This is a genomic window from Vibrio sp. S/42/10, assembly GCF_029890535.1.
Classification (GTDB): domain Bacteria; phylum Pseudomonadota; class Gammaproteobacteria; order Enterobacterales; family Vibrionaceae; genus Vibrio; species Vibrio cyclitrophicus.
In genome coordinates this window covers 1-15,703 of sequence record NZ_JAKMZC010000033.1, presented here as the reverse complement: position 1 = coordinate 15,703, position 15,703 = coordinate 1, and the positions used below count along the sequence as shown (strand labels likewise).

Sequence of the window (15,703 nt, the reverse complement as noted above, 5' to 3'; positions counted from 1 at the left end):
TTTGCTAAGTAGAGAGATGACGTGCCATCTAAGTATTGCCTAGCAATGATACATTTTAGCTCTCGGCTATATTTGGACATAAAAAGACCCCCAATAATTGGTGTCCAACTATTGGGGGTCAGTTCATAGCGTAACTCGCAGTCGGCTTTTTGATGAGCTTAAGATAATGTTTTCAGTATTATATTTGAAACAGAAAAGCAGTCGAAGTGTCACTATCTTGCAATGGGTTCTTAATCTAGCCTCGCTACCCTAAAAGTAGTTCTGTCGAAGAGTCAAAGACGTGTTAACTCTAGACAACTGTCCTTTGACCGAGCCTCGCTCGGTCTTTTTTTGCGTGTTTAAATAGCGACACATCGCGTTAACACGGAAACATCCAATAGATATAATCCTAACTTAACAAGCGACAAACAAGCGCACCCGGCTCCCTTAACGCATCGACATTATAGCTGAGTACACGGCCAGAAGATGGCGCGCGATAACGACGACATTCATTGCCGAAAGCATCATACTGGATGGCCAACAAATCATCTTGTTCTACGCTCTGTAGAAGTTCAACCTGTGGCAATACGAAGCCACCAATATCAGCGCGGATAGAAACCACGTCATTACCCTCTACCCAATCTATGCTCGGCAATTGCATTTTGTCTGGGTTATGTCGGTCTATCTCGAACATTTCATAATAAGACAGCATGTTAAAAACACCGCCTACTGCTCGTTGAATCATGTCAGGTTGAGTAAATTTCCCCATACCCACTTCCACCGTGACACTCGGAATTCCACTTCGATTCCAAACCGTTTCTAAAATACCGGGGTCGCCAGGGTCATTCAGAACGCAATCGGGTTGCATCAGTCTCGCCATCTCCAAACATTGTTCGACTCGGTAATCAGCAAACACATAAAGCGGGTAGACTGCACCACGAGTTTGAGTATGGAGGTCGACGGCGAAGGTAGCATTATGCTTAAGCAAACGCTCCCACAAAGACGCAACAAAGCGCTCCGCAGCTAGGCCATTCGCATCCCCCGGAAAGAGCCGATTGAGGTTGGCCGGGCAAGAACCCGGATCCGAAGATATAAAATCACGGCTATGGTTCAGCAAACCAGACAAATTCACAGTAGGCACAATCGTTACCGTACCTTTGAGAGTTTTACCTACTAAGTCTCTGATAATTTGCTGAGCAGCCAACACACCATTTAGCTCATCACCGTGAATACCAGCAGTAATCATCAGCTTAGGGCCTTCTTGACTGCCTTTAAAAACAGAAACAGGCATATTCTTAGGTTGCCCTAACCCATCACTGGTTACTTGAAACCAAAACTGATGCTCTCCAGCGGGTAAGTCTTCAACATTCAAGGAACCAATAACCTGCCTACCTTGTAAAACATCGCCTAAGTACTCTGTTTTCATCCAACGTCTCCATCTTGTTGAGCAAAACTATTCTTTCTAAGTTGTTGCATCATAGAGGATATATTAACCAGCACAAACAGTTAATCGGATGAGCAAACCCGAATCTGAGCGTAAAAATCACTCATCCTGTCACCACTGATCCAAAAACGTCTTTTCGAAAGTCAGCACTCAAACCCACATGATTGACCGTACCATTCACAAACCGTTTAGGTATTGGAAATAAAAGTGCAATAAAATCAAAACGTAAAAAGTTCCCCATTCACGAAAATGTAATTTTATAGAAATGAAAGCGTAATTTAGCTGCTCTAAATTAGCTTCATATCGAAACGGAGAGCACATTGCTCACGGATTTTAAAATACAAGGTAAGTGATTATGAATAAGGCAGTTTTAGCTTCTGCAGTCGTAGCGGCACTAGTTTCAGGTTCGTCTCTAGCAGCAACAGTTTACAGCTCTGATGGTACTGAACTTAAAATTGGCGGTCGCGCAGAATTCCGTGGTGATTTCATTGGTTCAGGCGGTGAAGAAATCGAAGGTACAATGGAAAATAAAAGCCGTTTTCGTTTGAACGTTGGCGGTACTACAGAAATCAATAGTGACCTCTCAGGTTTTGGTTTCTACGAAGCAGAACAAAGCGTGAAATCTTCAGCTGATAACGATAAGACAGATAACTTCAAACAACGTTATATGTACGCAGGCCTAGAAGGTAATTTTGGTGCTGTTTCGGTAGGCCGTCAAGATACAGCTGCTGCTCAAATTTCGGAAATGTCAGATGTTACTATCTACTCTGGTGACCAAAAAGCATTCATCAACGCTGGCGACGAACAGGTAAACAACACGTTTGTATACGCTTACGACGCTGACGCGCTTTCTTTGAAAGCAAGTTTTATCGCAGGTGAAGATAAAGACACTGACGGTTACGGCATCTCTGGTATTTACACACTACCAATGGGTTTAGGCTTTGGTCTTGGCTACTCAGGTAATGACAACGGTACTGGTAATGGTTCGGCAACGGCTGTAATCGCTGGTATTAATTACAAAATGGATGCTTTATACCTAGGTGCGACATATACAATGGGCGACCTAGACGACAAATCAAAAGCTGAGTTCTCAGGTGTGGAAGTTGCTGTTAAGTACAAGCTAACAGACCAATTTGAACTGGCGGGTTTGTACCAAAAACAAGAAGAAGACGCGACACAGAACTTAGCTGTAGACACAGCTGACTTCTTTGAACTAACGGGGACTTATAAATTCAACAAATCTATCCGTACATACGTTGCTTACCAACTAAACAACCTAGACGATGTGAAGGTTTCAGGCCTAGAAACACAAAGCGAAGATTCTCTGCGCCTAGGTCTACGTTACGACTTCTAACCTAAATCGACTTTAGATTGAAAGTAAAAAGGTTGGGCAATCGCTCAACCTTTTTTCATATTCAAATATTATGACGAACTTCATCAATGCTTTTTCTGGTTAAGTGGTGCTAAATCCGTATCATACGCAGACCACATCAAAGAATTAGAAGCATCATGTCACAACATCATCCGATCCAAGGCGCTAGCTGGATGCTAACCGCAGGCTTAGCCTTTGCCGTTATTAATAGCTTAACCCAGGTCGCCAGTATTCATTTCGGACTTACTTCTACCACCGTCGCCGTTATCCAATATGCCATTGCATTGTGCGCCATTCTCCCATACCTAAAAACACTGGGGATTCGCCGTGCACTCAGAACCGACAATCTAAAAATGCACGTATTCCGTGTTTTCTTATCAGTTATTGGTATCCAACTCTGGATCTGGGCACTTGCTTACCCTGTACCCATTTGGCAAGGCATAGCCCTGCTCATGACCTCACCACTGTTTGCAACTATAGGTTCTGGCCTTTTCCTGAAAGAAAAAGTGGGGGCAGCTCGTTGGGGGGCAACTTTAGCCGGTTTCGTTGGTGCGATGGTCATCCTTGAACCATGGGGCGAAGACTTTAGTTGGGCAACACTATTACCCGTTGGCGCCGCTTTTTTCTGGGCTTGCTACTCTCTGATGGTGAAGAAACTTTCGTCACAAGATAGTCCTTCAACCATGGTGGTTTACCTGCTTCTCTTGATTACACCCTTTAACCTTCTTCTTGCTGTGCCTGATTGGCAAACTCCAAGCGGAGGCACTATCTGGGGAATATTAATTATCATTGGCATAATGACTGCGCTTGCACAATGGGCAATCGTGAAAGCTTACTCCGTGGCCGATGCCTCTTTTGTTCAACCATTTGACCACGCTAAGCTTCCACTCAATGTATTAGCAGGTTGGATCGTGTTTAGTTGGGTTCCACCTGGTCGTTTATGGCTAGGAGCCGCTATTATTATTGCATCAGTCGCGTTTATTACCCATTGGGAAACAAAAAAGCCGGCGAAAATAAAGTAAATTTAGGACCAATGAAATAAATAGTTCTGCTGTCCGTTCTATATTGATAAGAGAATTTAAACGAGGTCGTAGCCATGAAGAAACCAGTCAAGATCACACTATACCGTTGGGCAGGCAGCTGGGGTCCATTTAAAATAAACATCCCATGTGGAGAATGTACCCTCACCAAAGACATTCTGAAGGATACTTTTGAGAATGAGTTAGCAGGCGTTGATGTAGAGCTGGAAGTGAAAGATTGGTTATCTCACTGGTGGGAACCTTTAAAACTGGGTTCTTGGCATGCTCCAATCCTAGTTGTAGAAGGTAAAGTTGTTAGTCAAGGTGAAGCACTTAACCGCGGCGTGTTAGTTCAGTCGGTCATTAAAGAGTGGACTAAGCGAGACAGCTTGAAAGGCAACATTGTTTACGGCAAAGCGACCTGTCCATTCTGCGTCAAAGCAAAAAAAATGCTTGATGAAGCCGGCGTCGAATACACATACCACGATGTTGTAAAAGATAGCGCAGCCTTATATCGAATGATCCCTGAAGTGAAAGCGCACATTGGTGAGAAAACACCCGTCACCGTACCTCAAATCTGGCTTGATGGAAAATACATCGGCGGTGCCGACAACTTGGAAGCATGGATGAAAGAAAATGGTTTAGACACCATTCCTAACAACGTTGTCGACTTATCCAGCCAATCGGTTAACGAATAAGATGATTAACATATAAGTTTTTTGTGTCCATCCACAAAAAAGCTCGGCGATGACATTCATCCATCGCTAAAACGAAAAAGGCCTTAAACTTCATCGAGTTTAAGGCCTTTTAAAATTCCGTTTCTGAAAATGCTTATTTAGCCATTTTCTTCATCATTCGCTTAAAGAATGATGGCTTCTTTGGCTTTGATGTACCATACAATGCTTCATGCATCATGTTTTTTGCTGCCATTTGGCCAAGGTATGCGTGGCCCAATTCGTAATTCATGCTTATCTCCGCACATCATCTACTTTTCTTGTGTGCGGATTCTACACGTAAAACCCCCAAAAACAAGATCCAAATCACATTTTAATGCAAAATTACTAATGACATTGCAACCAACAGGTTCCCACCGCAGCTTTCATCAACATCATCAATTTTATACTAACGAGTTAATACAATTCATACTAAACCTAGCGCATTAAGTCTATTGAAGTTAAAGAGGTGGATTCGAAATTTATAAAAAAAGCAGCTCATTTGAGCTGCTTTTAAAATATTTCACTTAGAAACCCTAGCTACGCTTTGGCTGTCTGTAAGTTTTTCCAGCAATTTGGTACGTATCTTTTTGTTTCAATTCAAACATAGTTTCAAAGAACCAAGCTGCAAATTTAATTAAGTCATCGCCTTCATTCATGACATGTTCGATATACTCTTGCTCTTCGCCTAGTTCATTTTCTTGAAGCGTCACGTGGTAAATACGCTTTTCGCCTTCAACTTCAGCTAGCGAAAATTGACCAGTTAGTGATGCAGCAGCCTCAGCGACTTCTGTATCCTCATTGGATTTCAATAGCTCAAGTGCTTGAGGCAGGCTATCTAGTGCGCAGATAGCTTTTACCAATACTTCAAATTCATTTTGCTGCATGTTGTTTTACCTATTAAATGGACCGGAGCATTGTAGGAAACCAGCAGCACAAATACAACGCCTAACGATATTACGTTAGAGCATAGTAAGCTAAGTGCTTAACTGTACTCCACTTCAGTCACGTCGAGTTTCTTATTCAATCTCGTTGAAGACCAAAGAACCCAACCCATCCCTACACCAATGACCAGGTAAAACACACCAAGTTGCAGGTGAGTTGTCACCCACCTTTCGACCAAGTACCCACCGAATAAGCCAGCCAAGCACATTTGAATAGAGCCCGATAAAGCCGACACGGCACCAGCTTGCTTCTTGTGGGGTTCCAACAACATGCTAATCGATAGAGGAAAAGAGATCCCCTGAGCTATCGCTAACCAAGTAAAAGCCCACACGAGGTTAAAAATGGTTAGCTCGTGCGTAAGCAGCCAACCTCCAGAAGCCAAAATAATCAAAATCGCAAGGCTCATCAATTGCGGCGTACTGAACCTACGATTGAGCAAATTTAACGTAACACTACCAATCAACAATCCAGCCGAGGGGACGATCATCAAAGAGCCATATTCAGCAGCCGTCAATCCCAATTGTTCTTGCATTAAAAATGGGAATAACGAAAGCGACACCAAACTCGCCAGATAACTCATCCAGTTGTAACTCGCACTACTGATTACTTGTCGATTGGTCAGAAAACGTCCATAGTTCTTAATAACTTGAGTCGCATCAAAACGACTTTTTCCATAAGGAAGAGTCTCGGGTAACACAAAGTAGCCCAAGATAAATATGGCTAACAAATACAGTAAAACGAATAGGAATACCGCCTGCCAACCTAGATGAAATGAAATCCAACCACCAAATACTGGCGCAATAATTGGCATGATAGACGCGGTCATTGAAATGTAAGATAAAGCTTTGGTTAACTGAGGGCCATCATAACTGTCTCTAAGAACACTACGCCCTAATACGGACGCACTGCCCGCCCCTAAGCCTTGAAGTAACCGCCCGACTTCCAACGCTGTCATATTGTCAGAAAAAGCAAAACAAACGATTGTGCCAACCAAGTAAATACCTTGACCCAATAAAAAAATCGGCCTTCTTCCTACAGCATCAGACATAGGCCCATAAAAAAGCTGAGACAATCCAAATCCGACAAGGAACAGCGTAACTAGTAACTGAACGTCCACTTGGGTAACACTGAGGTCTGTGGCAATTAATGGTAATGACGGAAGATAAATACTCACGCCCACCTGGCCCGTCGCGATGATCATCATTGCGAGAAGTAATGGTGTTTTTTTAAAGGTCGATTGGCTCAAAAACTTTCCTCATTGTTTGATTTTCACTCGTAGAAATGAGTTTACATTCAAAACCAATAATTGATAATTGACCTAATTGGAATTTGATTAGGTCTTGACAGGAAACAATATGGATTGGATTCTTAACGTACAAAGCTATGTAAGGGTCGTTGAAGAAGGCAGCTTCAATGGTGCTGCACGTAAGCTGAATACCACCAGCTCAGCGATTAGCAAACGGGTTAATTGGTTAGAAGAACGTATTGGTACTCAATTACTCAAACGCACTACCCGCTCAATTAGCCAAACTGAAGCCGGGGCACTCTTTTATCAAAGAGCTAAAGATCAACTCGATAGTTGGCAGTCAATTATCGATGAAACTCGTTCGGTCAACCAAACCCCTGCTGGCTTGTTAAAGATAGGAGCAACCATTGCTGTCGGGTCTAAATTTCTCGTGCAATATCTGGATGACTTTTTGGAAAAGTACCCAGATATTAAGGTGCAGCTCATCACTACTACACCGGGTCAATTACCCGAACTGGGTTTGGACCTCGTGATCAGTCGTGAACTGGAACAACTCAATTCCTTAAGCTTTAAAAAAAGCGCTTTGTTTGAGCACAAAACTGGATTCTACGCCGCGCCAAGTTACTTAGCCCAACATGGCTACCCAACATGCGAGCAAGATTTAGAGCAGCACAATTCGCTAATATGGGGAGAACGCCCTATTCGAGAAGTAACACTAACCAAAGGCCAACGCATTACTCTCAAAGGGAATTTTGCCACCACAAACCCAGAGGCCTTATTTCATGCAGCCAAGAGAGGGATGGGCGTACTTTTAACCATTAAGGCAATGATAAAAGAGGATCTGAAACAAGGGACATTAGTTCCAGTATTACCAAATATAACGGCGGATGAGGTGATGGTTTACGCGTACTATCCTAAGCTTGATTACTCACATACACGAACAAAGCTATTTTTGGATCATCTTAAAGACAGGCTAAACAAAGAGCGTAGTAATCAGATTTTTGAATTAGATTCTGTGAAATAAGTCGCAACTGAGTTTGAAAAATTATATAACACGGCCGATAATAAACTAGACGCATATAGATTAGACATATTCAAGATTTAACGATATGGCTTGTACAAACACAGTTTATATACTGATTCTGGTTAGCTACGGATGATGACTATGACTCAACATGCACACAACAGAATGATAGATACCGAGCGTATTGGACGTTTACTTAAATTGGAAGGTATCGACCTTTTAGAGTCGGCCGTGCTTACTTTGCATCAAACATTTGGTACTCAATACACCAGTATCATAGAGAAAAAGTACTTTCCGGATCAAACGGTTCCCTTAGTCATAGCCCATTCGGACCATGTCTTGCGTGACAAAATCAACGCACGTCATAGGCATATCTATCAGCAAGCAGTTAATCAAAAACACCCAGACTGCTCATTCGCTCAACACATCGTTCAGTCGCTACCAACATCGGCATTTAGACAAGAAATAACATCACAGAATTCAATCGCGATTCCCACTCGTACTCAGAGTGGTGAAGTGATGGGGGTGTTATTTTCAACATTCACTTCCCCTCTAACTCCGGATCAACAACAAGATGCAATTAAATATCATCAACTGTTTGCAGACATCATCATACACACACTGAGAGAAATGTGGTTTAACGATCGTTCTGAACAACTCGTCAATCAACTGAGTTATGAAGTCTCACACGACAGTCTTACTGGCTTACAAAACCGCAGTTGCTTATCTGATACCTTAGAGTCGATCACTCAACAAAGCGTCACACCATTCACATTAGCGCTGCTAGATATCAACAGCTTTAAAGCAATTAATGATATTCACGGCAATTATATTGGCGATAAAGTGCTGCAGCACCTCGCCGAGATCTTGCGCCGAACATTGCCGGAAAGCAACTTAACGTTTCGAACAGCCGGAAATGAGTTTGCTTTTATCACATATCATTCCGATCCCATAGCCGTATGCGAAGAGGTGTTAGCTAAGATAAAGCAAGGATACAGTAGCGTCGACATCAAGATTGAATTCGACGTTAGCATCGGTATTGCTAGCTCAGACGGCGATAATAAAGATGTAGAACAGATAATATTCAACACCAGTTTGGCGCTAAAAGAGTGCAAACGAAACCAAGATGTCCACATTCAGTGTTATGACACTCACCTGAGAGTTCGCTATCAAAGAAAAACAGAGTTGATCGCAGCATTACGAAGTGAGCTTGCGAACCCGATTTCACAGAGCCTTCACCCTAGCAACAATGGAATGTACGTGGTGGTGCAACCAATCGTTGATCAAGGCGAAACACAATGGGGATATTTTGAGGTACTTACTCGCTGGAAGACCGCCAAACACGGAGATATCTCTCCGGTAGAGTTCATTCGAGTCGCGGAAGAATCAGGTCAAATTGTTGAACTGGGTGAACGTATTATAGAACTAGTATGCCATGCGAAAACGATATTGGAGCAAGGATTAGGCTACAAAGTTAAACTTGGGATAAATTGTTCAGCACATGAACTTACCGACTCTAAGCGCTATATCTCCTACCTAACTCGGACTATCGAACAGCACCATTTTAAGGCTGATGAATTTGTTATTGAGTTGACAGAAACCGTGCTTCTGTCTCCGACACAAGAGACGAAATCAGCGCTAAACTTCCTAAGAGGGCAAGGTTTTACCATTGCACTCGACGATTTTGGCACAGGTTATTCAAGCTTAAATTACATTCACAGCTACCCTATCGATTGCATTAAAATTGATGCCACTTTCATTCAAAACTTACTCACTAACTCGACCTCAGAAAGCGTCGTATGGTTGATCATTCAGCTGGCTCACAGGCTAGACGTATCATTGGTTGCCGAGGGTGTTGAGAAGCGTGAACAATTAGAAAAGTTGCACGCAATGGGATGTAACAAAATCCAAGGGTATCTCTACTCGCCGCCTATGCGACCAGAAGCGATAGTCAGTTATGTGACTCACTCAGAATCTCTTGCGGAGTAACCGTAAGCGTTCATACTCCAAGAAATCAACAACAAGTGGACCTCAGCGCAACCAATAATCAAAAAAGCCGCGGTATATCAACTAAACCATTTAGCTGTTTAGCATATTACTCACGGCTTTATTAGGTAGCTTCATTCAACGATATAGACAAGTAAACCAGTTAACGTTAACTATTGTTAGATTGCGTTTCTAGGGCTTTCTTTAACAGCTTGTCGGCTTCATCTCGAGCGGCAATGAAGGTTGCTTTTTCCTTTTTAGGCACTGAATCTGCCATCGGAATATTCGCAGTCATCGCGTTAACAGGGCGACCGCGCTCAATAAGTTCATAGTGCAAATGCGCACCCGTCACTCGGCCCGTTTTACCCGATAAACCAATACGTTGGCCACGCGATACCGTTTGTCCTTTACGCACGAGAATCTTACTTAAATGCAGGTAACGCGTTTTATAAGTGCTGCCGTGCTGAATCACCACGTAGTTACCCGCGTAAGGGTGTTTACGGGTCATGATCACTTTGCCGTCACCCGTTGCTTGAACTGGCGTACCAATTGGCGTCGCGAAGTCTGTACCGTTATGTGGTGAGATTCGGCCTGTCACAGGATGTAGACGTTTCGGGTTGAATTGAGAACTTTGACGCCAGCCGCTACTCACGGGATAACGTTGGAAAGCACGCTGTAGGCTATCACCGTCCGCATCATAATATTGGCCATCGGTATGAAGATAAGCAGATACAACACGGTTTCTGTTGATGATCTTGATTGCTTCAATTTCACGTTTTCCGGTAGCAACACCATCAACAAATTGAGCTTTCTGAAGCACTTCAAACTGATCGCCAGCGCGTAAGTCTCGGCTAAAGTTCAGCTTGTCTTTAAGAAGAGTCACAATATGGTCGATCTCTATGCTGCTCAAACCGACTTTATTCGCCGACATCGAGAAACTACCTTGAATATCGCCGACTAGAGGCTTTTGTTTCCATTCACCAGGAATAGAGATATCTTCGAATTCATAGTTGCCATCTTCAAGTCGTCGATAAACCACTTTATCAGCAACACTAAATTGAAGTTCCATTTTGGAAAGATCACCTGTCGCCTCATTACGCCAAAAGCGCAATGTATTACCAGGACGAAGCGTATCCAACGCAAGGAAGTTTAGATCGGTTTCCATCACACTCATCATCGATTTATATGAAAATCCAAGCTGAGTGAAAATGCTACTCAAGTTATCACCAGTTTGTATCTGATACTCAAACGTCGGCGGTTCAATAGCAGTAACAGAAGAAGATGACAGAATTGACTCAATAACCGTTGAGTCCGGTAAATTCAGATCGACGGTTTTCGTCAGATCCGATGGCGAAGATTGCAAAGCAACACCAATCGCTGCAATAAGTGGCAGTCCTAAAATCGCTACTTTTTTTACAGGTGAAAGCTCAGCAAACGGAGAGGAAAATATTTTTGAATACACGGTAAACAGGTCTTTCTACGATATAAAAGGCTAGGATATGCTTTTCAAACGCATAAATCATCAATGCATTGTCATAATATGATGCGAATCTTACTCTGTATCGCTAAGTCATTGAGTTACCGTTAATGAGGAAAGACATTTTTATGAAAAAATTAACCGCTGATTTTGGAAACAAAAAAGCAGAAACGGCTAGCTTCTGCTTTTTATTGATTTACGTTATTCCGTTTCGCTTGATTAATAACCGAAGCGAATTAGTTGTTTATTTAAGTAAAAGAAGTACCTAGAACAACAACGCCTCCTTCCCGAAAAATAAGCAAAACGTAAGGTGCCGTCGTTAGGCGTTAACTGTCGAAACTAGACAATTATCTTCACCAAACTCATTCGCAATATAGCGATCTGCATCCGCATCATTCACCCATTGTTGGTCATCAACTAGGTAACGGAATTGAAATTCACCATTTTTAGGCAAACGAGTTTTAAATTTGTAAACTTTACCTTTTGCCAATTTTTTCATTGGCGTCGCCTTCCAATCAAGAAAGTCGGCAACGATGGATACTGAATTCGCTTCTTGAGCTTCTAGCTCAAAAGTCACTTCCACTTCATCTTTCGTCTTAAAAAAACGTTTATTAATCATTCGCAAGCTCCATTTGTAAAAATAAGCAGACACAAAGCAAAGTGTGTCTAAATTTCATTCGTCTATTTAAGATAATATGTAATTTAGCTCACATAAACAACAGATCCTTGCGCGAACAAAAACCTTATTGCTTACCAATTGATTGCGTATCAAAAGAAAAGCTCATTAATACCTTTTCAGAAGGTGGTTCTGTAAATGATTGTTCCAAAGAATGCTGAGTAAAGCCGATAAAACCTTCCCCAGTGAGTTTATTTTCCGTTTGAAGATTTTGTGCATTCGTCACTTCTAAAGTTTGAATCTGTATGCGATCACCCAAAAAAAGTTGATCGACCAACACAACTCGGCTTCGTTGTTTATCGTGTTTAAACAGACCTAGGTAGTAAAATACGCCGCTACCTTGATTCGACACCCACATAGGTGAAACAAAGAAGTTCGCCTGCCCTAACGTAACACCTGAAAGATTTTTAGTGTCGACCGTCACCACACCACGTTCTGCTCCCGAATCGTAACGACCAAAAGCAATTGATCTTGTTGTATCCAATTCCTTGATAAAAGCAAATGCGTTGGTTTCAGGCACTTTAATTGTCCATGGATTGGTCGTCTTCAAATCAAAAACTTCTTCAACCAAAGAGTCATAAGTGACTTGAGATGAAGGAAACTTCGCCAAGATCTCTTCATCACTTAAGCTAAAGCGATAAATACCCGCCAAGATCACCACTACTAGCATGACAATGGGAATCAGTAAAATCAGAGGTATTGGTAAGATTTTCTTTTTCATGAGCAATTATATTCTTTTGTTTTCATCCAGTTGTGCAGACCATAAATGGCTTTAGTATAATTATCAATACAGGGTTAACCAGAAGTGGAGCATGGATGGATATCAATCATATTAAAAATAGAAATATCAGAAGTTGCGAATGCCGCTGTGGAGCAGTCAACCTAGTATGCAGAGGTGAACCTCAAAAAACCTCTATTTGTCACTGCTACGAATGCCAGAAACGAACTGGAAGTGTATTTGGAGTTCAAGCTCGATATCCATTAGATCAAGTGACATTAAACGGAGAGGTGACTCGTTTTTCTCGCATAAGTGACACTGGTAATGAAGTCACCTATCAATTTTGCCCTAAGTGCGGCACTACCATGCTTTTACAATCCGTTGCCGCCGCCGATTTTTACATCGTCCCGCTAGGATTATTTAAAGAACAAGATTTCCCGCTACCGAGCTTTTCAGTTTACGAGGAAAGAAAACATGGCTGGGTTAAGTTTGAACATCAAATGAACCAGTACAGCTAACAGTAATGTTTCGACAAACTGCTATGCTAGAAACAAATGCAATACTGTTGCCTAAGATCAAATATGATGGCTAGACAACGCTAGCGTATCTTTTTGCTAGCGTTATAATCTTGCTCCTCTTTTAACCCGGAATGAACCACATGATTTCAAAGCTACCTCGCTGGGTTGAATACGGCGCTTTACTGTTAGCGGGCCTTGCTGGCAGCGTTAACGCTATTGGGCTGCTCGGCTTCCAACACCAAGCCATCTCACACATATCGGGCACCATGTCTTTGTTGGGCAGTAGCTTACTCACCCCAACGTCTGCATCTATACATCTTTTGTTGGTTGTTATGAGCTTTATGTTGGGTGCCGCGTTCAGTGGGTTCTTTATTGAGAATCAAGCATTGAAACTAGGACGTCGCTATGGTGTCGCTCTGTGTATCGAAGGCGGATTGCTATTCTTATCACTATGGGCACTGTTACAAGGCTACACGTCAGGCCAATACTTCGCTTCAGCAGCATGTGGCTTGCAGAACGCTATGATCACGACCTACAGTGGCGCGATCATTAGAACAACGCACATGAGCGGTATCATCACAGATCTCGGGATAATGATAGGGGCAGGCTTAAAGGGAGTGCCTTTTGACCGTCGCAAAGGCAAGCTACTGATGTTCATTGTGGTTGGCTTTTTATTTGGTGGCTTAACCGGAGCTTGTCTATTCCAGCGCTTTGAAATTTTGGCACTGGCTTTCCCTGCCTCTTTTGCTTTCATTATTGCGTTTATCTATTGGCTCTATCTTACCTATCGAACTGAAACACAGGCCAACTTATAAATATCTGGCAATATATTCTTAAACTACGTAACATCCGCAACACTTTATTCTAAACTATTAATGAGTTTCAGAATATCCAGTTTGAATATTTAGCGGTATTTGATGAATAGTATTGCAAGAACTATCAATACTGGGTAATCTTGCAGCCAATGAGAAAATACGGATGTTTAGAGAATAAAATGCCAAGGATATGGCTTTTTTACATGTAGAAATACGAGAACAATTAACATGTCTAACAACACGAATACTGCTCAACCAGAGAAATCTAAAGGCAGTTTCTGGGTTTTCTTAATCCCATCATTGATTGGTTTATTCCTTTTCATGGCACCAATTAGCTACCAAGGCGATCTAACCATCCCTGTTGCTATCTTAGCCAAGTCAATTCAAGCGGTTTTCGGTGAGTCTCTAGTAGCAATTATCACTGCAATCGTTGCTTTCATGTCTGTAGCTTCCGTTTTAAGCTCCATTTTCAAGCCAGCATTCATCACATCAAGTTCATTTTTAAACGGCCTTTTCAACCCATCTCCACTTTGGTTGCTGGTTCGTATGATTGGTGGTGCTGCCGCATTCATGGCATTTTTCCAAATCGGTCCTGAGTTTATTTGGGAAGAGAACACTGGCGGCTTAGTGCTAGAAGGCCTACTTCCAACCCTGTTCTCGGTATTTATCTTTGCAGGTTTGCTACTACCTCTTCTACTTAACTTCGGTTTACTAGAACTTTTTGGCACATTATTAAGTAAAATCATGCGTCCAATCTTTAACCTACCAGGCCGTAGTGCTATCGACTGTATGGCTTCTTGGTTAGGTGACGGCAGTGTTGGTATCCTACTAACGAGTAAGCAGTACGAGAAGAAATTCTATACTCAGCGTGAAGCGGCTGTTGTTGGTACGACGTTCTCTGCAGTCTCTATCACGTTTAGCCTTGTGGTTATTGCTCAGGTCGAGTTAGAGCACTTGTTCCTACCTTTCTATGCAGCTATCTGTCTAGCGGGTATTGTGGCTGCGGTAATCATCCCCCGCCTTCCACCACTAAGCATGAAGAAAGACACCTTCATCGATGGTAGCAAGCCGCACAAAGACGCTGATGCAATTCCTGCTGGTTACTCAACATTCTCTTGGGGTCTTAAACTAGCGGTAAACAAAGCATCACAAGTGAAGTCGGCTAAGTCTGTATTTGGCGAAGGCGTTCGTAACGCAGTAGATATGGTCTTTGGTGTACTACCTGTTGTTATGGGCTTAGGTACGATGGCACTGGTTATTGCTGAATACACCTCTGTATTCTCATTTTTAGGTCAGCCTTTCATTCCTTTCCTTGAGCTACTTGGTGTGCCTGAAGCGGTAGCAGCCTCTGAAACGATCGTTGTTGGCTTTGCGGATATGTTCATTCCAGCAATCCTTGCAGCCTCTATCGACAACGAGATGACTCGCTTTGTTATTGCAGCCATGTCGGTGACTCAGCTGATTTACATGTCTGAAGTAGGTGCTTTACTTCTAGGCAGTAAGATCCCAGTGAACATCTTAGAGCTATTTATTATCTTTATTCTGCGTACTCTAATTACGCTTCCGGTCATTGCTGGTGTAGCCCATCTAATATTCTAAATTAGATGTAGCACGATAAATATGTAATTTATAAAGCCTTACTGTTTGAAGTGACCCCGTAAAGTTGGACATTTCTGTTAAGCGGCTTTCAAGGCCTGAGTTCGATATTCTATCGGAGTCAGGCCTTTTAGTTTCACTTTTATACGTTTGGTATTGTAGTACTCGATGTATT

Annotated in this window: 16 protein-coding genes and 1 pseudogene; 8 read left to right on the top strand and 9 right to left on the bottom strand. The window is 42.4% G+C overall.

The window, feature by feature from the left end; genetic code table 11:
- Positions 1-80, bottom strand: a pseudogene (locus L8S15_RS21895) (helix-turn-helix domain-containing protein); the annotation flags it as partial.
- Between the two features lie 308 nt (positions 81-388).
- Positions 389-1,405, bottom strand: a complete 1,017-nt coding sequence (locus L8S15_RS21395) for a succinylglutamate desuccinylase/aspartoacylase family protein (RefSeq protein ID WP_010431167.1) — start codon at positions 1,403-1,405, stop codon at positions 389-391.
- 373 nt (positions 1,406-1,778) lie between these two features.
- On the opposite strand from L8S15_RS21395, the gene L8S15_RS21390 reads away from it, so the two are divergent.
- From L8S15_RS21390 to L8S15_RS21380, 3 genes are all read left to right on the top strand, one after another.
- On the top strand, positions 1,779-2,777 hold the full coding sequence (locus L8S15_RS21390; protein WP_280575103.1) for a porin: 999 nt from the start codon (positions 1,779-1,781) through the stop codon (positions 2,775-2,777).
- 155 nt (positions 2,778-2,932) lie between these two features.
- Entirely contained in the window at positions 2,933-3,817 is an 885-nt protein-coding gene (locus tag L8S15_RS21385; RefSeq protein WP_016768795.1) for a DMT family transporter, read from the top strand.
- Between the two features lie 74 nt (positions 3,818-3,891).
- The gene (locus tag L8S15_RS21380; protein ID WP_016768796.1) at positions 3,892-4,512 is read left to right on the top strand and encodes a glutaredoxin; all 621 of its coding nucleotides are present in this window, start codon (positions 3,892-3,894) and stop codon (positions 4,510-4,512) included.
- Between the two features lie 133 nt (positions 4,513-4,645).
- Here L8S15_RS21380 and L8S15_RS21375 read toward each other — a convergent pair whose 3' ends face one another.
- The 3 genes from L8S15_RS21375 to L8S15_RS21365 all read right to left on the bottom strand — a co-directional run bounded on the left by L8S15_RS21375 (position 4,646) and on the right by L8S15_RS21365 (position 6,718).
- On the bottom strand, positions 4,646-4,780 hold the full coding sequence (locus tag L8S15_RS21375) for a hypothetical protein (protein WP_010431176.1): 135 nt from the start codon (positions 4,778-4,780) through the stop codon (positions 4,646-4,648).
- 283 nt (positions 4,781-5,063) lie between these two features.
- The gene (locus L8S15_RS21370) at positions 5,064-5,414 is read right to left on the bottom strand and encodes a hypothetical protein (protein WP_010431179.1); all 351 of its coding nucleotides are present in this window, start codon (positions 5,412-5,414) and stop codon (positions 5,064-5,066) included.
- 98 nt (positions 5,415-5,512) lie between these two features.
- Positions 5,513-6,718: a multidrug effflux MFS transporter gene (locus L8S15_RS21365; protein ID WP_010431182.1), complete on the bottom strand. Its 1,206-nt coding sequence runs from the start codon at positions 6,716-6,718 to the stop codon at positions 5,513-5,515.
- Between the two features lie 109 nt (positions 6,719-6,827).
- Between L8S15_RS21365 and L8S15_RS21360 the strand changes: the two genes are divergently transcribed.
- Positions 6,828-7,742, top strand: a complete 915-nt coding sequence (locus L8S15_RS21360) for a LysR family transcriptional regulator (protein ID WP_010431185.1) — start codon at positions 6,828-6,830, stop codon at positions 7,740-7,742.
- A gap of 141 nt (positions 7,743-7,883) precedes the next feature.
- Positions 7,884-9,731 carry a GGDEF domain-containing phosphodiesterase gene (locus L8S15_RS21355; RefSeq protein ID WP_010431189.1) on the top strand — a complete coding sequence of 616 codons (1,848 nt, stop codon included), beginning with the start codon at positions 7,884-7,886 and terminating at the stop codon, positions 9,729-9,731.
- A 166-nt stretch (positions 9,732-9,897) separates the two neighbouring features.
- On the opposite strand, the gene L8S15_RS21350 is transcribed toward L8S15_RS21355, so the two are convergent.
- From L8S15_RS21350 to L8S15_RS21340, 3 genes are all read right to left on the bottom strand, one after another.
- Positions 9,898-11,190, bottom strand: a complete 1,293-nt coding sequence (locus L8S15_RS21350; RefSeq protein WP_010431192.1) for a peptidoglycan DD-metalloendopeptidase family protein — start codon at positions 11,188-11,190, stop codon at positions 9,898-9,900.
- A gap of 334 nt (positions 11,191-11,524) precedes the next feature.
- Entirely contained in the window at positions 11,525-11,824 is a 300-nt protein-coding gene (locus L8S15_RS21345) for an isoamylase early set domain-containing protein (protein WP_010431194.1), read from the bottom strand.
- A 124-nt stretch (positions 11,825-11,948) separates the two neighbouring features.
- Positions 11,949-12,602, bottom strand: coding sequence for a hypothetical protein (locus tag L8S15_RS21340; RefSeq protein WP_010431197.1), 654 nt, complete (start codon positions 12,600-12,602; stop codon positions 11,949-11,951).
- Between the two features lie 32 nt (positions 12,603-12,634).
- Here L8S15_RS21340 and L8S15_RS21335 point away from each other — a divergent pair, with 32 nt between their 5' ends.
- From L8S15_RS21335 to L8S15_RS21325, 3 genes are all read left to right on the top strand, one after another.
- A complete protein-coding gene (locus L8S15_RS21335) occupies positions 12,635-13,117 on the top strand; it encodes a GFA family protein (RefSeq protein ID WP_171341986.1) in 483 nt (160 codons plus the stop codon).
- A gap of 140 nt (positions 13,118-13,257) precedes the next feature.
- On the top strand, positions 13,258-13,932 hold the full coding sequence (locus L8S15_RS21330; RefSeq protein WP_010431200.1) for a YoaK family protein: 675 nt from the start codon (positions 13,258-13,260) through the stop codon (positions 13,930-13,932).
- Between the two features lie 228 nt (positions 13,933-14,160).
- A complete protein-coding gene (locus L8S15_RS21325; protein ID WP_010431202.1) occupies positions 14,161-15,531 on the top strand; it encodes a YjiH family protein in 1,371 nt (456 codons plus the stop codon).
- Between the two features lie 77 nt (positions 15,532-15,608).
- Here the strand turns inward: L8S15_RS21325 and L8S15_RS21320 are convergent.
- A partial coding sequence (locus L8S15_RS21320) for an IS3 family transposase (protein WP_133146159.1) occupies positions 15,609-15,703 on the bottom strand: 95 nt, incomplete at its 5' end.